At 71.9% G+C, this 18,119-nt stretch carries 19 protein-coding genes; 7 read left to right on the forward strand and 12 right to left on the reverse strand.

From position 1 onward, the window contains the following. Positions 1–198: 198 nt before the first annotated feature. A complete protein-coding gene (locus tag ACR2FV_RS13605; RefSeq protein WP_434016236.1) occupies positions 199–840 on the forward strand; it encodes a pentapeptide repeat-containing protein in 642 nt (213 codons plus the stop codon). Positions 841–864: 24 nt separating this feature from the next. Here the strand turns inward: ACR2FV_RS13605 and pcrA are convergent, their stop codons facing one another. Further along, complete coding sequence (pcrA, locus tag ACR2FV_RS13610) at positions 865–3,306, reverse strand: DNA helicase PcrA (protein WP_434016237.1); 2,442 nt, start codon at positions 3,304–3,306, stop codon at positions 865–867. Between the two features lie 63 nt (positions 3,307–3,369). On the opposite strand from pcrA, the gene ACR2FV_RS13615 reads away from it, so the two are divergent. The 3 genes from ACR2FV_RS13615 to ACR2FV_RS13625 are packed head-to-tail and all read left to right on the forward strand — an operon-like array spanning position 3,370 to position 4,645. Beyond that, the gene (locus ACR2FV_RS13615) at positions 3,370–3,849 is read left to right on the forward strand and encodes an N-acetyltransferase family protein (RefSeq protein WP_434016238.1); all 480 of its coding nucleotides are present in this window, start codon (positions 3,370–3,372) and stop codon (positions 3,847–3,849) included. After that, positions 3,846–4,235, forward strand: a complete 390-nt coding sequence (locus tag ACR2FV_RS13620) for a hypothetical protein (RefSeq protein ID WP_434016239.1) — start codon at positions 3,846–3,848, stop codon at positions 4,233–4,235. The genes ACR2FV_RS13615 and ACR2FV_RS13620 overlap by 4 nt, the downstream gene beginning before the upstream one ends. After that, positions 4,232–4,645 (forward strand): hypothetical protein, encoded by a 414-nt coding sequence (locus ACR2FV_RS13625; protein WP_434016240.1) that lies wholly within the window; start codon positions 4,232–4,234, stop codon positions 4,643–4,645. Before ACR2FV_RS13620 ends, ACR2FV_RS13625 begins: the two co-directional genes overlap by 4 nt. Here ACR2FV_RS13625 and ACR2FV_RS13630 read toward each other — a convergent pair. The 3 genes from ACR2FV_RS13630 to ACR2FV_RS13640 are packed head-to-tail and all read right to left on the reverse strand — an operon-like array spanning position 4,614 to position 6,776. Then, positions 4,614–4,991: a hypothetical protein gene (locus tag ACR2FV_RS13630; RefSeq protein ID WP_434016241.1), complete on the reverse strand. Its 378-nt coding sequence runs from the start codon at positions 4,989–4,991 to the stop codon at positions 4,614–4,616. The genes ACR2FV_RS13625 and ACR2FV_RS13630 overlap by 32 nt on opposite strands. Positions 4,992–5,007: 16 nt before the next feature. After that, entirely contained in the window at positions 5,008–5,646 is a 639-nt protein-coding gene (locus ACR2FV_RS13635; protein ID WP_434016242.1) for an NUDIX hydrolase, read from the reverse strand. After that, a complete protein-coding gene (locus ACR2FV_RS13640) occupies positions 5,643–6,776 on the reverse strand; it encodes a glycosyltransferase family 4 protein (RefSeq protein ID WP_434016243.1) in 1,134 nt (377 codons plus the stop codon). The genes ACR2FV_RS13635 and ACR2FV_RS13640 overlap by 4 nt, the downstream gene beginning before the upstream one ends. Before the next feature lie 35 nt (positions 6,777–6,811). Between ACR2FV_RS13640 and ACR2FV_RS13645 the strand changes: the two genes are divergently transcribed. Beyond that, positions 6,812–7,645, forward strand: coding sequence for a PIG-L deacetylase family protein (locus tag ACR2FV_RS13645; RefSeq protein ID WP_434016244.1), 834 nt, complete (start codon positions 6,812–6,814; stop codon positions 7,643–7,645). Continuing rightward, a complete protein-coding gene (locus ACR2FV_RS13650) occupies positions 7,645–8,733 on the forward strand; it encodes a lysylphosphatidylglycerol synthase transmembrane domain-containing protein (RefSeq protein WP_434016245.1) in 1,089 nt (362 codons plus the stop codon). The genes ACR2FV_RS13645 and ACR2FV_RS13650 overlap by 1 nt, the downstream gene beginning before the upstream one ends. Here the strand turns inward: ACR2FV_RS13650 and ACR2FV_RS13655 are convergent. Genes ACR2FV_RS13655 through guaB form a run of 8 tightly spaced genes read right to left on the reverse strand, consistent with a single transcriptional unit; the run spans position 8,699 to position 17,659 of the window. After that, entirely contained in the window at positions 8,699–9,487 is a 789-nt protein-coding gene (locus ACR2FV_RS13655; protein ID WP_434016246.1) for a type 1 glutamine amidotransferase, read from the reverse strand. The two genes, ACR2FV_RS13650 and ACR2FV_RS13655, sit on opposite strands and share 35 nt — an antisense overlap. Further along, positions 9,484–10,806, reverse strand: a complete 1,323-nt coding sequence (locus tag ACR2FV_RS13660; RefSeq protein ID WP_434016247.1) for a MurT ligase domain-containing protein — start codon at positions 10,804–10,806, stop codon at positions 9,484–9,486. The genes ACR2FV_RS13655 and ACR2FV_RS13660 overlap by 4 nt, the downstream gene beginning before the upstream one ends. A 22-nt stretch (positions 10,807–10,828) precedes the next feature. Further along, a complete protein-coding gene (gene guaA / locus ACR2FV_RS13665) occupies positions 10,829–12,418 on the reverse strand; it encodes a glutamine-hydrolyzing GMP synthase (RefSeq protein ID WP_434016248.1) in 1,590 nt (529 codons plus the stop codon). Further along, positions 12,415–12,756: a DUF3817 domain-containing protein gene (locus ACR2FV_RS13670; protein ID WP_434016249.1), complete on the reverse strand. Its 342-nt coding sequence runs from the start codon at positions 12,754–12,756 to the stop codon at positions 12,415–12,417. Before ACR2FV_RS13670 ends, guaA begins: the two co-directional genes overlap by 4 nt. Next, on the reverse strand, positions 12,753–13,517 hold the full coding sequence (locus ACR2FV_RS13675) for an SURF1 family protein (protein ID WP_434016250.1): 765 nt from the start codon (positions 13,515–13,517) through the stop codon (positions 12,753–12,755). Before ACR2FV_RS13675 ends, ACR2FV_RS13670 begins: the two co-directional genes overlap by 4 nt. 58 nt (positions 13,518–13,575) lie before the next feature. Continuing rightward, entirely contained in the window at positions 13,576–14,928 is a 1,353-nt protein-coding gene (locus tag ACR2FV_RS13680; protein ID WP_434016251.1) for a YncE family protein, read from the reverse strand. Positions 14,929–14,980: 52 nt separating this feature from the next. Then, positions 14,981–16,093: a GuaB3 family IMP dehydrogenase-related protein gene (locus tag ACR2FV_RS13685; RefSeq protein ID WP_434016252.1), complete on the reverse strand. Its 1,113-nt coding sequence runs from the start codon at positions 16,091–16,093 to the stop codon at positions 14,981–14,983. Positions 16,094–16,129: 36 nt separating this feature from the next. After that, positions 16,130–17,659: an IMP dehydrogenase gene (guaB, locus tag ACR2FV_RS13690; RefSeq protein ID WP_434016253.1), complete on the reverse strand. Its 1,530-nt coding sequence runs from the start codon at positions 17,657–17,659 to the stop codon at positions 16,130–16,132. A 144-nt stretch (positions 17,660–17,803) separates the two neighbouring features. Here guaB and ACR2FV_RS13695 point away from each other — a divergent pair, with 144 nt between their 5' ends. Continuing rightward, entirely contained in the window at positions 17,804–18,067 is a 264-nt protein-coding gene (locus tag ACR2FV_RS13695; protein ID WP_434016254.1) for a WhiB family transcriptional regulator, read from the forward strand. Positions 18,068–18,119 lie beyond the last annotated feature (52 nt).

Here is an 18,119-nt window from a genome sequence, read left to right on the forward strand (position 1 = left end):
CGCAGCTCCGCGATGACCTCATCCCGGCTCCGGGCGTCCCGCCTGATCAACTCCATACCCACACGCTAGGCGCGACCACCGACATACCCGCTGACCAGCGAAAACGTCGTGAGGCGCCAGCCGGGCCACGGTCCGGCCCAGCGGGCGTGTCACTGGGCTCTGCCACGATGACGGGATGAAGCAGAGCAGGGTGGAACGATGAACGACGGACTCGAGACCGCCGTGGGCGATGCCGAGCCGCTGACCGCTTTACTGCAGGAGAAGGGTGCCCTCGTCGTCGACCGTGTCTTCACCGGCCAGCTGCCGGTGGACACGTCGCTGGGCGACGTCGAGCTGGAGGCCTGCACCCTGCGCGCCTGCCGCTGGACCGAGCATCAGCTGCAGGGTGCGACGTTCGCGGAGTGCGACTTCACCGGGTGCAACATCTCCGGGGTCTCGGTGCGCGGCGTGAGCTTCCGCGAGTGCACACTCACCGGCACCAAGGCACTCGGCGTGGACTGGACCGCCGCCGCGGTCTCCGGCCTCGCGCCGGTGCCGATGCGCTGGCGCGACTGCGTGCTCGACTACAGCACGCTGTCCATGCTGGACCTGGCCGGGTGGAGCTTCACCTGCCGCTCGCTGCGCGAGGTCCATCTGGCGGGTGCCGGTCTGCGGCGCGTCGAGCTGGTCGGCTGCGACCTGTCGGGCGCGACATTCGGCGAGTGCGACCTGCGCGGCGCCCGGATGATCGACTGCGTCGGGGTCGAGCTCGACGTGCGGGACAACCGGGTCAGCGGGTTAGAAGTGTCCGCCGGCACCGCCGGGGACCTGCTGGCACCACTCGGGGTGGTGGTGTGCTGAGAATGACACCCGCACTGCGTCCGGTTACAGCTTCTCCAGGGGGGCGAACTTCAGCAGCAACCGCTTGACCCCGGTCTCGCCGAAGTCCACGTGTGCCATCGTGTTGTCTCCGGTCCCCTCGACCCGCGCGACGGTGCCCAGCCCGAAGCTGTCGTGGGTGACCCGGTCGCCCGCAGCCACCGAGATCGCCGGCTGGGCCCGTGGACCCCTGGCTGCCCCGGACCCGCGCGGGTCGAGCCGCACCACACTCGACTGCCGGCTGGAGGCGCTGGGCCGGCCTCGCCAGCCGGCCCGGTCAGCGTCGGAGCGCTCCCAGGTCAGCACGTCCTCGGGGATCTCGTCCAGGAACCGCGACGGGGGGTTCCACTGCGGCGAGCCGAACGCCGCCCGGCTCCCCGCCCGGGACAGGAAGAGCCGCTGCCGGGCCCGGGTGATGCCGACGTAGGCCAGCCGCCGCTCCTCCTCCAGCTCGGTCGGATCGTTGAGCGAGCGCATGTGCGGGAAGGTGCCGTCCTCCATACCGGTCAGGAACACCACGGGGAACTCCAGCCCCTTGGCCGTATGCAGCGTCATCAGTGTCACCACACCCGCGTCGGCGCCCGGCCCGCCATCCGGGATCTCGTCGGCATCGGCGACCAGGGACACCTGCTCGAGAAAGTCGACAAGACTCCCCTCGGGGTAGTTGTCGTCGAACTCGCGGGCCACCGCCACCAGCTCGGCGAGGTTCTCCACCCGGGTCTCGTCCTGCGGGTCCGAGCTGGCCCGCAGCTCGGACAGGTAGCCGGACCGGTCCAGGATCGCCTCAGCCAGATCGCCGATCCCGGTCTGCGGGTCCTGCGCCACCTCCTGCAGCCCTTCGAGCAGCGCGGTGAACCCCCGGATCGCCGTCACCGACCGGGACACGATCGCCGGCGCGTCCCCGGGCCGCCCGAGAGCGGCGACGAAGGGGATGCGCTCGCGCTCGGCCAGCGCCGCGATCGCCCCCTCGGCCCGGTCGCCGATCCCGCGCTTGGGCACGTTGAGGATGCGGCGCAGGTTGACGTCGTCAGCGGGGTTGCCCAGCACCCGCAGGTAGGCCAGGGCGTCCTTGATCTCGCGCCGCTCGTAGAAGCGCGTGCCGCCGACCACCTTGTAGGGCAGGCCGGTGCGCACCAGCACCTCCTCCAGGGCCCGGGACTGCGCGTTGGTGCGGTAGAACACCGCGACGTCGCCGGGGCGTACGCCGTGCTCGTCACCCAGGGTGTCGATCCGCTGCGCGACGAAGGAGGCCTCGTCACGCTCGTCGTCGGCGACGTAGCCGACAATCCCCGCACCGCCACCGGCGTCGGTCCACAACCGCTTGTCGCGGCGGGCGCTGTTGCGCTCGATGACCGCGTTGGCCGCTCGCAGGATGGTCTGCGTGGACCGGTAGTTCTGTTCCAGCAGGATGGTCTTGGCCTGCGGGTAGTCCTGCTCGAACTCCACGATGTTGCGGATCGTGGCACCGCGGAAGGCGTAGATGGACTGGTCGGCGTCACCGACCACCGCGAGCGCGGCGGGCGGCACCCCCGTGTCATCGCCCTCGTGCCCGACCAGCTCCTTGATCAGGACGTACTGCGCGTGGTTGGTGTCCTGGTACTCATCCACCAGCACGTACCGGAACCGCCGCCGGTAGTGCTCGCGCACCCCGGGGAAGGCCTGCAGCACCCCGACGGTGAGCGAGATGATGTCGTCGAAGTCCAGCGCGTTGGCCTGCCGCAGCCGCTGCTGGTAGAGCCGGTAGGCCTCGGCCACCATCCGCTCGTAGTGGTTGTTGCCGACCTGCGCGGCGAAGGCGTCCTCGTCGAGCAGCTCGTTCTTCGCCGAGGACACCTTGGACAGGAACGCTCGCGCCGGGTAGCGCTTGGGGTCCAGGTCCAGGTCGCGGATGACCATGCCCATCAGCCGCTGGCTGTCCGCCGCGTCGTAGATCGAGAACGACGACTTCAACCCCACCGTCTTGGCCTCGCGGCGCAGGATCCGCACACACGCGGAGTGGAAGGTGGAGACCCAGATCACGCGCGCCCGGGGGCCGACGAGAGCCTCCACCCGCTCGCGCATCTCGGCCGCGGCCTTGTTGGTGAAGGTGATCGCCAGGATCTGGCCGGGCTGCGCACCACGCTCCCCCAGCAGGTGCGCGATCCGGTGGGTCAGCACCCGCGTCTTGCCCGACCCGGCACCGGCCACGATCAGCAACGGCCCGCCGGCGTGCACCACGGCTTCGCGCTGCGGCGGGTTGAGCCCGGCCAGCAGCTCCTCGACGTTGCTGCCCCCAGAGACCCCGGCATCGGCGCCGAACGTCCCACGCGCGGCGCCTCCCGCCGGACCCGCGAAGTCCGGCGCCGGACCTGCGCCGGTGCGCGCCCAGACCGGCACCCCGGCCTCGTCCACCTCGGTCGAGGGCACCGGCACCCCGGGCAGGGGGACGTCGTCGAAGAGGCTGCTCATGTCTGGACCAGTCTAGAGCGGGAGGGTGACCGCCCGCCGGAGCTGCGACATACCCTGGGGATCGTGATCCGCCCCGCCACCCCCACCGACCTGCCCCGCATCCTGGACCTGGTGCACGAGCTCGCCGCATACGAGCGGGAGCCGGACGCCGTGACCGGCACCGTCGACAGCTACGAGCAGGCGCTCTTCCCCGACAACGGCAACCCGGTGGCCTGGGCGCATGTCGCCGAGCAGCACGGTGACCTGGTCGGGATCGCCGTCTGGTTTCGCACCTTCTCGACCTGGACCGGCCGGCCGGGACTGTGGCTGGAGGACCTCTACGTGCGTCCTGAGCACCGTGGGTCCGGCATCGGCACGGCGCTGATGGCCACCCTCGCCCAGGTGTGCCGGGAGCACGGCTACCCCCGGATGGAGTGGACCGTGCTGGACTGGAACACGCCCGCCCAGGACGTCTACCGGCATCTGGGCGCCCAGCCGATGCAGGACTGGACCACCCAGCGGCTGAGCGGTGCGGCGCTGCATGCGCTGGCGGAGCGCGGATGAGCGGGACCACGACCGGCTACCTCGATCCCTGGACCACGGTCTCGCTCACCACCGGCCTGCTCGTGGCCGCCCTGTGCGCGATTGCCGGACTGCGGGGCCACGCCCCCGGCCGGGTCACCATGGGCGCCACCGTGCTGCTGCAGGTGGTGCTGATCGGCTTCGTGCTGCGCTACCTGGTCGTCTCGCTGGGTGGACAGTCACCGGTCGGACCGGTCTGGGAGCTGTGGGCCTACCTGGTGACCATCGTCATGCTGCCCGCCCTCGGCCTGCTGTGGGCGCGGGACGAGCAGACCCGATGGGGCGTCCTCGTGCTCGCCGTCGCCGCCTTCGTCGCCGCCGTCATGTGTGCCCGCGCCGCCCAGATCTGGGCCGGGGTGGGGATGTGAGCAACCCGCGCAACCCACGCACCAGTGGGCCCGGTCGGGTGATCCTTGCGCTCTACGTGATCTTCGTCATCGGCTCGCTGTCCCGCGCGACCTTCCAGATCCTCACCGAGTGGGAGCGCGCCCCGCTGGCCTACGGGCTGTCCGCGTTCGCCGCGCTGGTGTATGTCGTGGCCACCGTCTCCCTCGCCCTGCCCGGGCAGCGGGCCTGGCAGGTGAGTGTGGTCGCGATCGGCATCGAGCTGCTCGGCGTGCTGGTCGTGGGCACCTGGAGTGTGCTGGACCCGGCCGCCTTCCCCGACCAGACCGTGTGGTCGGTCTACGGGCAGGGCTACCTGTTCGTCCCGCTGGTGCTGCCGGTGCTGGGGCTGTGGTGGCTGTTCAGCCCCAGAGCACGGCCACCAGCACGTTGAGGACCCCCAAGGCCCCGGCCACGTGCACGGTCACCGGAGCGACCGGTCGTCCCCGCCGCGACCGCCCCGAGGCGATCTCCACCAGCGCCACCACGGCCAGCGCGACGACCAGCTTGACCGCGATCTTGACCGAGTCGTAGTCCTTGTCGAGGGTCGCCTCGCCCAGCCCGACCAGGGCGAGCCCGGTGAGCAGCTGCAGCCGAGCACCCCACAGCATTACCGGCCCCGGGGCGAGAGCGCTGCCGCTGCCCGACCGGACCCCCACCTCGACGGCGAGCCAGCCGCCGACCAGTGCGGCCATCCCGAGCAGGTGCAGCCCGACCAGGGCGGAGTAGACGGCATCCATGGGGACCCAGGTTAGGTCAGAGCCCGGCCTGCTCCAGGACCGGCCGGGTCCAGGCCACCAATGTCCGACCTCCCAGGAGGTCCAGTGGCACCCACTCCGCCTCCTCGGTGGAGCCGCCGACGTCGTGCACGACCGTGGGCGCCGGGTGCGGGCAGGTGGCGCGGTAGACCAGCCGGACGGCGTGGAAGTCCTCCAGCCGACCGGCTCGGGAGCGACCGGTCCAGTGCCCACTGGAGACCAGGAGCGGATCGTCGATGTGCACCCGCTGCCCCGTCTCCTCCCACACCTCCCGCACCACGGCCACCGCCGGGTCCTCCCCCGGGTCGATCCCCCCACCGGGCAGCCCCCAGCGACCCGCCGGGTCGTCGGTGAACGAGGTGAGCAGGAGGCAGCGCAGCCCCTGCACAGGTTCGGCCACGACCACGGCATACGCCGCCGGCCGCTGGTAAGGCAGCGCCACCTCACCGGGCAGGACGGTCTCCGGCACGGCAAAGTCCAGCACCAGGTCCCCGTCGTCCCCGCGGTGCGCACCGCTCCACCGCGGGGTCAGCCCGGCCTCGCCCAGCAACCGGGCCGGGTCCACCCCGTGGCCCAACGGCTGCTCGTGCACCACCTCACCGGTTGGCCCGAGGGCCCGCACGCGCACCCCGCTCACGTCGCCGCCCCGGCTCGGGCGTAGGCGGACTCGGTGGCTCGCCCGACCTGGTCCCAGTCCGAGGCCCACCCCTGCGGTGACCGTGCCCGATCGTGGGCGACCGTGCGCACCCGCTCCAGCTCGGCAGGATGGGCGAGCAGGTCCTGGAGCAGGGCGACCAAATGGGCGTCGTCGCCGACCAGCGACCCCGTGCCCTGTCGCACCACGTCGGCCACCCCGGTGCCGGCATACCCCACGACCGGCAGACCGCTGGCCGCCGCCTCCAGCGCGGCCAGGCCGAACGCCTCCTTGCGGCCCGGGGAGACGTAGAGGTCCGCGCTCCGGTAGTGCTCGCGCAGCTGCGGCCTGCTGACTCGCCCGGGTAGGTCCACCCACGACGAGCAGCCGGTATGCCGCACCAGCTTGGCCACCGCAGGCCACCAGGGGCCATCTCCCACGATCTGCAGCCGGGGTCGGCGATGCTGCGGCAGCCCGCCGCGGACCCGGTGCACCAGGCCCAGCAGCTGCCCGGGCCGCTTGCGGGCCGCGAACCGCATCGCGGTGACCAACCGGGGCGGCCCCGCGCCGCCGGCTCGGGCACGCACTGCCGCCGGGCTGTCGGGGCGCCAGGAGCTGCGGTCCAGGCCGTCGGGCAGCACCTGCACCGACGGCATACCCAGGACATCAGCCAGCTCGGCGGCCGCCGCCACGGACACCGCGGTGGGGACCGCCCCTGCGGCAACCCAGCGGCGCCACGGCGCGGCGACCGACCGGGTGATCGGCCCCGCGCCGACCATGCTGTGCCAGGTCAGCACCAGGGGCCGACCCAGGCGCACCGCCTGCCGGGCGGCCAGCGCGGCGAACGGCGCCAGCACCCCGAGATGGATGTGCACCACGTCGGCGCCGGCGAGCACCCGGTGCAGGGCCGGCCCGGCCCACGGGTTGACCGGCACCCCGAGCGGCACGGGGGGTGGCATCCGCAGCACGTGTGCCGGCGCCGGCGATGCGGGCTCGTCGACCGGGTCGGCCGTGGCGGTGACCACGCGCACCGTGTGCCCGCGGCGGCGCAGCTGCTCGGCGAGCTCGGCCACCTGCACCTCGATCCCACCCAGCCGGGGCAGGTAGCAGTCGGACACCAGGGCAACCCGCACCCGGCCCAGCCTGCCACGGCGGATAGTCTCGGCCCGTGCCCCGTGTCGTCGTCGCGTTCAACGCGCACCCCGACGACGAGGCGCTGCTGACCGGAGGCACCCTCGCACGGTTGGCCTCGCAGGGACACCGGGTCGTGCTGGTCACCGCCACCGACGGGGGCGCCGGCCCCGCGGCCGCCGAGCACCGGCAGGGCGGGCTTGGCGCGGTCCGGCTGCGCGAGCTCCAGGCGAGCGCGCGGGTGCTGGGCGCGGCACGGGTGGTCTCGTTGGGGTATGCCGACAGCGGCCTCGACCTGCCCTCAGGCCTGGGAGAGTCGGGTGCCGCGCCGACCCTGACCCGTGCCGACCCTGCCGAGGTGACCGAGCGACTCGTGCGGCTCCTGCGGGAGGAGCGCGCCGACCTCCTGCTCAGCTGTGACGCGGCGGGAGGCTACGGCCACCCCGACCACGTGGTGGTGCACCGGGTCGCTCGAGCGGCGGCGGCCGAGGCCGGCACGGCCCGACTGCTGGAGGCCACTGCCCCGCGAGAGCCACTGCTGCGCGCGTTGCGGGTCCTCGGGCTGGTGCACCGGTTCACCGGTGGCTTCCGGCCGCAGGACTGGGAGCAGGCCTTCACGCCGGTCGAGCAGATCACCCACCGGGTCGACGTCCGGCCGTGGATCCGGCACAAGCGGGCCGCGCTGCGCGCCCACCTGTCGCAGACGACGTCCGAGGTCGAGGGCGACACCCGCAACCTGGCCACGGTGCTGCGGTTGCCGGTGCCGGTGCTCCGGGCTGTGCTGGGCAGGGAGTACTTCCACGACCCCGCGGCTCGTGGGGTGTCCGGCGCCCGGCCCGCCGTCTCCGACGACGTCCTCGCCGGGCTGTGATGGCCACCCGGTCGCCCGGTTCCGCCCACATCGGGGGCAAGGAGGTCCTGCAGTCCCTGGTCGGCCTCGGCATCGCGATCAGCCTGCTGGTCTTCGCGCTGCCCCGGGTCACCGGGACCACCTGGCCCGAGATCGGCGACCAGCTCGCCCTCGTCGGCCCGGTCCCGTCGGTGATCATGCTGGCGCTGCTGCTCAGCGGGCTCTACTCCTATACCTTCACCCTCATCGCCTCGCTGCCCGGGCTGACCCACCTGCGGGCGCTGATGGTCAACGCGGCCGGGTCCATGGTCAGCAACCTGCTGCCCGGTGGCGGCGCGGTGGGAGTGGCGTTGACCTGGATGATGTTCCGCTCCTGGGGCTTCACCCGCCGCAACATCTCCACCGCGCTCGTGGTGACCAGCATCTGGAACATCCTGGCCCGGTTGGTGCTGCCCGTCCTGGGGGCGCTGGCGATCGTGGTCGGCCCGGTGGACGCGCCGCGCCCGGTGGTCATCGCGGCCGTCGTCGCGACGGTCATCGGGGTGGTCGTGATCGGCTTCTTCCTCGCGGTGCTGCTCTCCGACGGGTTCGCGCGGGAGGCCGGCGCGGTCGTGACCGGCCTCACCGCCCCGTTGGCCCGCAGGTTCCCCCGGCTGGGCGGGATCGAGCGCTTCCTGGCCGACCAACGGGTGCGCACGGACCTGGTGGTGCGCGAGGGCTGGTTGCGGATGAGCCTGGGGCTGGTCGGGATGTTCGGCTTCTTCTTCATCCTGTATGTCGTGTCCTCGCGCACCGTGGGCCTGGACCTCGCCCTGGTCGAGCTGTTCGCCGCCTACACCTTCCGGCAGTTCCTCACGGTGGTGGCGATCACCCCGGGCGGGCTCGGGGTGACGGAGGTGGGGACGGCCGGGATCCTGGTCGCCTTCGGTGGCGACCCGAGCGCCGCGTCGGCGGCGGCCCTGCTGTATGCCGTGTTCACCCACCTGCTCGAGGTGCCGCTGGGGCTGGCGGCCTGGCTGGGGTGGTGGTTCGGCCCCCGGCACCGGGAGGCTCGCGGCCAGGTGGGCAACGACCTCAGCGGCGACCCGACCGGGGACTCAGCCGAGTGACCTGCGCCTGGTGCGCCTGCACGGCGAAGGTGTCGTCGACCTCGCCGGGCACGAAGTCACCGGTGGCCCGCTTGGCCGCGGTGGCGATCAGCGCGTCGGCGAGCGCCGGGTTGGCCGGCAGGATCGGTCCGTGCAGGTAGCTGCCGAACACCTCGTGGCTGCGTGCCCCCTCGGTGCCGTCGGCGGCGTTGTTGCCCGAGCCGTAGCGCACCCGCCCGAACGGCGCCTGGTCCTCGCCCAGCACCGTCGAGCCGGAGTGGTTCTCATAGCCCACGACCGTGCCCACCTCGGTCTCCAGCAGCACCGGGCCGATCATCCGCTTGGCGTTGCCGCGGGTCGTGACGTCCAGGATCCCCAGGCCCGGCAGCCGAAGCCCCTCGACGGTGATGAAGGCCTTGCCGAAGAGCTGGTACATCCCGCAGATCATCAGCATCGGCATGCCGTCACGAGCCAGCTCGCGCAGCCGGTCGGCGTGCACGTCGAGGTCGTCCTGCACCCGCACCTGACCGGAGTCCTGGCCCCCGCCGCCGAGCACCAGGTGCACCCGGTCGGGCCACGGGGCGCCGGGGTGGTGGTCGTGCACCACGGCGGTGTAGCCGTGCCAGCGCAGGCGGGCGGCCAGGCACCGGGTGTTGCCCAGGTCGCCGTAGATGCTCATCTCCTTGGGGTAGAGATGCACCAGGTGCACCTCACCTTTGGACGGCGCCGGGGACGGGACGTCCTCGGCGTCGACGGCGCGCTCCTGCCCACTCATGCGGCCGAGTCCTCACCGAAGCGCGCCAGGTCGAACCGGCCGGCCAGCCGTCGGCGCAGCGCCATCATCGCGGTGTAGGTGCAGAACAACCGGGTCGGCTGCCCGGCATGGGAGGCCAGGAAGGTGTCCAGGGCCACATCGAGGTCGGGCTCGACCGCATCGACGGCCACCCCGTCGTAGTGCAGCCGCAGCGCCATGTCGAAGCCGCGGACCCCGCTGGTCAGCGCCACCCCCCGCTCCCGCAGGCTCTCGAAGGAGACGTCGTAGAGCCAGGAGACGTCGCGGCCGTCGGCGTAGTTGTCGTTGATGGCGATCATGGTGGCGACCGGCTCGCTGCCGTAGGTGCCCAGGGCGACGGTGAACCCCGCCGGGTTCTTGACCAGCACCAGCTCCAGCGGTGCCCCGTCCACGTCGATGATCTCGCCGCGGCCGAAGGGCGGGGTGACCGCCTCCAGCGCGGCCTGGGCTCGACCTGCGTCCCAGTCGCCGGTCTCCTCCAGCAGCACCCGGGCCATGGTGGTGGCCGCCGTGGCGTTGATCATCGCGGCCAGGCCACGCTGGCGCAGTCGCAGGGGTCCGACGTCGGTGCCGCCGGGATAGCGGACGGTGAACGACCGCTCGTCGTGCGGCAGCAGGCGCCCGTCCTGCGGACCCAGGTCCGGTGCGTCGGCCGGGTCCTCGAAGCGCACGTCGGCCTCCTGGATCTCCGGCAGCCGGTCGGCGATCGAGGGGTCCACCGCGAACCACTGACAGCGCACGTCCGGCACGAGGGTCGAGGCGATCCGGGAGACGTAGGCGTCGTCGGCGTTGAGCACGACCGCATCGCTCGTCGCGGCGGCCAGGGTGCTGAGCAGACCTGCGGTGTGGTCGATCTCGGCAAACCGGTCCAGCTGGTCGCGGGCGACGTTGAGCAGCAGCGCGTGGGTTGGTCGGACCACGTCGGCGAAGCGCAGCGCGTGGGCCTCGTCGAGCTCGAGCACGGCCACGTCGGCCTGCACCCGACCGTCCAGGCCGACCTCGCCCAGCAGTGCGGAGATCACCCCGCGGGTGAAGTTGCTGCCCGTGGGGTTGGTGAACACCGCCAGCCCGTGCGCACGCAGCAGCGCCACCAGCATCTTGGTGGTGGTGGTCTTGCCGTTGGTGCCGGTGACCACGACGATGCCGCGGGGCAGCTCCCCGAGGGTATGCCGCAGCACGGCCGGGTCGATCCGCTCAGCCACGAGACCGGGCAGGGCGGAGCCGCCGCCGCGCAGCCGGGAGGCCACCCGCGCGGCCTTGCCGGCCAGGATCGCCCCGCGGGTGCGCAGACGCGCGGTCATCCTGGGCTCGATCCCACGCGGCTCACTCCCACTCGATCGTGCCGGGCGGCTTGCTGGTCACGTCGAGGGTGACCCGGTTGACGGTCTCGACCTCGTTGGTGATCCGCGAGGAGATCCGCGCCAGCACGTCATACGGCAACCGGGTCCAGTCGGCGGTCATCGCGTCCTCGCTGGAGACGGGGCGCAGCACGACCGGGTGACCGTAGGTGCGGCCGTCGCCCTGCACCCCGACGGAGCGCACGTCGGCCAGCAACACCACCGGGCACTGCCAGATGTCGCGGTCCAGTCCGGCGGCGCTGAGCTCGGCCCGGGCGATGGCATCGGCGCGACGCAGGATCGCCAGTCGGTCGGCGTCCACGGCCCCGACGATGCGGATGGCCAGACCGGGGCCGGGGAAGGGCTGGCGCCAGACGATCTGCTCCGGCACGCCGAGCTCCAGACCGACCTGGCGCACCTCGTCCTTGAACAGGGTGCGCAGCGGCTCGATGAGGCTGAACTGCAGGTCATCGGGCAGACCGCCGACATTGTGATGGCTCTTGATGGTCGAGGCCCCGGTGCCGCCACCGGACTCCACCACGTCGGGGTAGAGCGTGCCCTGGACCAGGAACTGCACGGGGTGCCCGTCGGCGTCCGCGCTGCCGGCGATGTCACGGGCCGCCTGCTCGAAGGTGCGGATGAACTCCCGGCCGATGATCTTGCGCTTGGTCTCCGGGTCGCTGACCCCCGCGAGGGCATCGAGGAAGCGCTGCTGCGCGTCGACGACGACCAGGTCGACTCCGGTGGCTGCGACGAAGTCCTTACGCACCTGCTGCGCCTCCCCCTCGCGCAGCAGGCCGTGGTCGACGAAGACACAGGTCAGCTGGGCACCGACGGCCTCGTTGACCAGGGCGGCGGCGACCGAGGAGTCCACTCCCCCGGACAGTCCGCAGATCACCTGGGCGTCCCCGACCTGCTCGCGCACCTGCGTCACCAGCTCCTGGGTGACGTGGGCGCTGGTCCAGGTCGGCTCGAGGCCGGCCCCGCGGCGCAGGAAGCCCTCCAGCACCTGTTGGCCGTGCGTGGTGTGCATGACCTCCGGATGCCACTGCACGCCGTAGAGCCGACGCTCGTCGTCCTCGAACGCCGCGACGGACGTGCCGGGCGTCGTGGCCGTGACGGTCGTGCCCTGCGGCGCGGTGCCGACGGCGTCACCGTGCGACATCCACACCGACTGCACCTGCGGCTGGTCCCCGAACAGGGTGCTGTCGGGGTCGGTGATCGTCGCCGGGGTGTGGCCGTACTCGCGCTGCCCGGTCCGCTCGACCTGACCGCCCAGGGCGGTGGCCATGGCCTGGAACCCGTAGCAGATGCCCAGCACCGGCACCCCGGCCTGGAGCAGCCCGACATCCAGCGCAGGGGCGCCCTCGGCATACACCGAGGAGGGACCTCCGGACAGGATGATCGCCCCGGGCTCCTTGGCCAGCATGTCGGCGGCGCTCATGGTGTGCGGCACGATCTCGCTGTAGCGGTCGGCCTCGCGCACTCGGCGGGCGATCAGCTGGGCGTACTGCGCGCCGAAGTCGACGACGAGCACGGGCTGCTCGCGCAGGGTCTCGCTGGTCGGCTGGGTCACGCCGACAGGGTATCCGCGCCGGAGCGCCGCTGCCGAGCGCTCAGCTGGGCCTTCGCGCCCGCGCTGACCCGGTGCTCGACCCAGAAGGACAGGAACGGCACCACCCCGGCCAGCATCACCCCCACCATCTTGAGCAGACTCCAGCGCAGCTCCAAGCCCAGCACGGCCACGGCCCCGAGGTAGACCATGTAGAGGAAGCCGTGCGGCTGGGACCACCAGTCCAGGGCCTCGTTGGAGAAGCCGTACTTGAGCACGATCTCCAGCACCAGCAACAGCAGCCCGACGCCGACGGCGAAGGCCATCACGCGGAAGAAGGTCAGCTTGCCCTGATCGCTCACGGCGCCACTGTATGCGGTGCTGCCGCGTCGTCGTCCGTGCGGGCGGATGCCGCGGCGTCACTCAGGAACCGCAGATACATGAAGACCGCGAAGCCGGCGAAGACCCACCACTGCAGGGCGTAGCCGAGGTTGCGCCAGTCCACGCCCTCGCGGGTGAGCGAGGGCGGGGGCACCTTCGTCACAGCGTTCCCGGTCACGGACGGCTGCTCGTCGGTGGCGAAGACGAAGGCGTTGTAGAGCTCGCCGCTCCAGGTGTTGGCCAGCGCGGCCAGGTCGACCGAGCCCAGCTGGCCGGGCGGCAGCTCGGGCCCTTGCACCGGGGACTCCGCGGGAGCCAGGGTGCCGGTCACGGTGACCGGTCCCGGGTCGGGGGTGTCGGCCTGGCCGGGCTCGGCGACCCAGCCGCGCAGCACCGGCAGCAGCGCGTCCGCGGAGGTCTGCAGGGGGGTCACCACCCAGTAGCCCTCCTCGCCCTCAAGGTAGCGTTGCGGCACCAGAAACTGGTCGGCGACGACATACACCCCCTGGGCACGCACCGGGCGCCCGGAGCCGTCCGCCGGGAAGGCGCTGTGCGGGCTCAGGTAGTCCTCCAGGGGGACGGCGGGCTCGGCCGCCTGAGCCTGCAGCGCCACCACGTCCTCCCCCTCCTCCTGCTGAGCCAGGCTCAGCTGCCACAGGCCGAGCCGGACGAAGGCGTAGAGCAGCACCAGCAGCAGGGCCAGCAGTGCCAACCAGCGCGGCTGCAGGGCGGTGCGGATCACCCCACCAGGGTACGTCCGCCCGGGCTCGGGCCACCGGTGCGCCGGCCGGCCCCCGGAGTCACTGCGCCTGGTCGTCGAAGACGTAGAGCGAGCCGCCGTAGCAGGCCACCCAGACCTCATGGGTGACCGGGTCGTAGGTGACCCCGATCGGGTTGGCGTCGGTCGGCTCCTTCTGCAGTACCTCCATGTCCTGCGTCGAGATCTTGGCCACCGAGGGCTCGTAGTAGTTGACGACGTAGAGCGCGGTGCCGTCCGAGGACATCGCCATGCTGCGTGGCTCGCGCCCGGAGACGACCTCGTCGACGATCTCGTCTGTCCGCGTGTCGATCTTGTAGATGGTGTCGGCGCCGCTGACGGCCATGAACAGGTAGCGCCCGTCCTCGGAGAGGATGAGGTGGCGAGGCTTGCGGGCGGTCTCCATGGCGACCTCGCTGGTCCCCTCCTGCAGGTCGACCTTGAACAGCTTGTCGGCATACATGGCCGCGACGTAGGCGGTCCGGTTGTCCGGCAGCACCTCGATCCCGCGCGGCGCCGCGTCGACCGGGATCACCGCGACCTCGGTGGCGCTCTCCCGGTCGACCACGGAGATCGTCGAGTCGCACCAGTTGCTGACCAGGACCCGGGTCTGGTCGGGGGTGATGTCGACGTACTTCGGCACCGCCCCCACCTCGATGACCTGGTCCCAGGCCACGTCCTGCGCGTCGAACCGGTAGAGCAGCGAGGCACCCACGCCGCTGGCCGGGCTGCAGTCGTCGAAGCCAGTCCGCCCGAAGCCCTCACCGTACATCGTGTACTGCGACACGTAGGCATAGCGGCCGTCGGCGGTCCAGGCCGCCTCCACCGGCGCGCCCTGTGAGGTGCCGGGGTGGCCGTCCAGACCGAACTCGGTGAGGTCGAGCCCGTCGTCGAGGGTCTCGACCAGCTCGTGGGTGCGGCTGTCGTAGACGGTCGAGGTGTGGCTGTACATCATGTTGTTGGCGATCACCAGGCCGGCGCCGGAGGCGACCACGGACTTGGGGGTGATGTCCCCGGTGAGGTAGTCGACCCGCTCCATCTGCGACTGGTCCGACGGGGCCGGCGGCGGCTCGGGGGGCGCATCCGTCCCGCTGTCGTCGGTCTCGGCACCGGAGGCATCGTCCTCGCCGGACGCGCCCGCGCCCTCGGTCGCACCGTCACCCGCGCCCTCGGTCGCACCCCCGCCCTCGGTCGCACCCCCGCCCTCGGTCACACCGCCGCCCTGGCCGTTGTCGTCAGCCGTTGGCCCTGCCTCCGCAGCGGACCTCCCCTGCGTGGCCCCCTGCTGCATCACGAAGATCGCGATCCAGGCCGCCAGCACGACCGTGAGCAGCAGGGCGAGTCCGGCGAAGACCGCCCTGCGGCGGCGGTAGACCGCCTCCTGCCGCATCTGCATCTGCATCTCGTCCCTTCGCCCGGTGGGTCCCTGCCAGCCTAGGGGAGGCGGCTCAGTAGGGGGAGACCACGACCTCGACGCGCTGGAACTCCTTGACGTCGGTGTATCCGGTGGTGGCCATCGCCCGCCGCAGGGCGCCCATCAGGTTGGTGGTGCCGTCTGCGTCCCGACCCGGGCCCAGCAGGATCTCCTCCAGGGACCCGCTCGTGCCGACGCGCACCCGCCCCCCGCGGGGCATGAGCGGGTGGTGAGCCTCGGAGCCCCAGTGGTATCCACGGCCCGGCGCCTCCTGCGCCCGGGCGAGGGCGGCGCCGATCATCACCGCATCCGCGCCGCAGGCAACGGCCTTGACGATGTCACCGGACTGGCCCATCCCGCCGTCCGCGATGACATGCACGTAGCGCCCGCCCGACTCATCCAGGTAGTCGCGCCGAGCGGCAGCGATGTCGGCGATGGCGGTGGCCATCGGGGCGTGGATGCCCAGTGTGGTGCGCGTGCGGTGCGCCGAACCCCCGCCGAAGCCGACCAGGACACCCGCTGCGCCGGTCCGCATCAGGTGTAGGGCCGCGGTGTAGGTCCCCGCGCCGCCGACGATGACCGGCACGTCCAGCTCGTAGATGAACCGCTTGAGGTTGAGCGGCTCCGCGTGGCTCGAGACGTGCTCCGCGGAGACGGTGGTGCCGCGGATCAGGAACAGGTCGACCCCGGCGTCGACCACGGCCTTCCAGTGCTGCTGTGTGCGCTGTGGAGACAGCGCACCTGCCACGGTCACCCCGGCCTCACGCACCTGCCGCAGGCGCTCGCCGATGAGCTCGGGCCGGATCGGCGCGGCATACAGCTCGCGCATCCGCTGGGTGCTCCGCGCCGGCTCCAGGTCGGCGATCTCGGCCAGGTGTGCCTGGGGATCGTCGTAGCGCGTCCACAGGCCCTCCAGGTCCAGCACACCCAAGCCGCCCAGCCGACCCACCGCGATCGCGGTCTCCGGGGAGACGACCGAGTCCATGGGTGCCGCGATGATCGGGAGCTCGAAGTGGTAGGCGTCGATCTGCCAGGACAGGGAGACGTCCTCGGGGTCCCGGGTCCGCCGGGAGGGGACGACAGCGATGTCGTCGAAGGAGTAGGCCCGGCGGCCGCGCTTGCCCTTGCCGATGTCGATCTCAGTCACCGGCCAAGACTACAAGCGGACCTGGGGACCCCGGTCTCAGCGCGCCGAGTAGTTGGGTGCCTCCACCGTCATCTGGATGTCGTGCGGATGCGACTCCTTGAGACCCGCCGCGGTGATCTGGACGAACCGGCCGCGCTGCGCCAGCTCGGGCAGGGTGCGCGCCCCGACGTAGAACATCGACTGGCGCAGTCCGCCGATCAGCTGGTAGGCCACCGCGCCGAGCGGCCCGCGGAAGGCGACCTGTCCCTCGATCCCCTCGGGCACGACCTTGTCGTCATCGACGACGTCGGCCTGGAAGTACCGGTCCCGGGAGTAGGAACGGCCCTTGCCACGCGACTGCATAGCAGCCAGGCTGCCCATCCCCCGGTAGGACTTGTACTGCTTGCCGTTGATGAAGACCAGCTCCCCCGGCGACTCTTCGCACCCGGCGAGCAGCGATCCGAGCATCACGCTGTCGGCCCCGGCGACCAGCGCCTTGGCGATGTCGCCGGAGTACTGCAGGCCGCCGTCCCCGATCACCGGCACCCCCGCCGGCCGAGCGGCCCGGGCCGCCTCGTGGATGGCGGTGACCTGCGGCACCCCGACCCCGGCCACGACGCGCGTGGTACAGATGGAGCCGGGGCCGACCCCCACCTTGACGGCGTCGGCGCCGGCGTCGACCAGCGCCTGCGCGCCGGCCCGGGTGGCGACGTTGCCGCCGATGACGTCGACGTCACTGGCCATCGCCTCGGTCTTGAGCTTGCCGATCATGTCGGTGACCCCGCGAGCGTGACCGTTGGCCGTGTCGACGACCAGGACGTCGACCCCGGCCTCGACCAGGGCCATCGCCCGCTCCCAGGAGTCGCCGAAGAAGCCGATTGCAGCGCCGACACGCAGCCTTCCGGAGGCATCCTTGGTGGCGAGCGGGTACTGCTCGGTCTTGGTGAAGTCCTTGACCGTGAACAGTCCCCGCAGAATGCCCCGCTGATCGACGATCGGCAGCTTCTCGATCTTGTGGCGGGCCAGCAGCGCCAAGGCGTGGTCCTTGTCGACCCCCACCGGCGCGGTCACCAGATGATGGGCGGTCATCACCTCGCGCACCGGGCGGCGGTGATCGCTCTCGAAGCGGATGTCCCGGTTCGTCACGATGCCGATCAGGGTCCCCGCGTCGTCGACGACGGGGAGCCCGGAGATGCGGAACCGCCCGCACAGCTCGTCCATCTGCGCCACGGTGGCATCCGGGCCGATGGTGACAGGGTCGGTGACCATGCCGTTCTCGGAGCGCTTCACGCGGTCCACCTGGGCAGCCTGCTCTGCGATCGGGCTGTTGCGGTGCAGGATGCCCAGCCCTCCCTCGCGGGCCATCGCGATCGCCATCCGCGACTCGGTGACCGTGTCCATCGCCGCCGACACCAGGGGCAGGCGCAACCGGATCCGCCGAGTCAGCCAGGTGCTGGTGTCGGCCTCACTGGGCACCACGTCGGTCTCCCCCGGGAGCAACAGCACGTCGTCATAGGTGAGCCCCCGGGCCACGAATTCGGACGGTGCGTCGAGGGGGGCCGCGGGCGGGAGCTCGCCGGAGGTCATACGGCCGAGTGTAGGCGGGGCCGGGGCAACGCGCGCAAGCCACCCTTGGGGGTGGGTTTATCGAGCACGCCCATAGGGTATTTACGATGTAAGGCGATTGGCCCAGTCAGGGCCGGTCGAAGCTGATCCGTAGGAGGGATCTTCATGGTTGAAACCGCACGGCAGCCAGGACCCGTCGCCGAGCTGTGGGAGTGGCAGTACCGGGGGCTGTGCCGGACGGTGAGCCCCGAGGTGTTCTTCCACCCCGAAGGAGAGCGCGGACCCGCCCGGCGACGCCGCGACGAACGCGCCAAGCAGGTATGCCGGGAGTGCCCGGTGCTCGAGCAGTGCCGCGAGCACGCGTTGCGGGTGCGCGAGCCCTACGGGGTGTGGGGGGCGATGACCGAGAGCGAGTGCGAGGCGCTGTAGGACGACTCCCGCCGCTGATTCGACGCCAAGGGCCCGGGGGGGGGCTGTGCTC

It is taken from the genome of Ornithinimicrobium sp., from assembly GCF_051004135.1.
Classification (GTDB): Bacteria; Actinomycetota; Actinomycetes; order Actinomycetales; family Dermatophilaceae; genus Ornithinicoccus.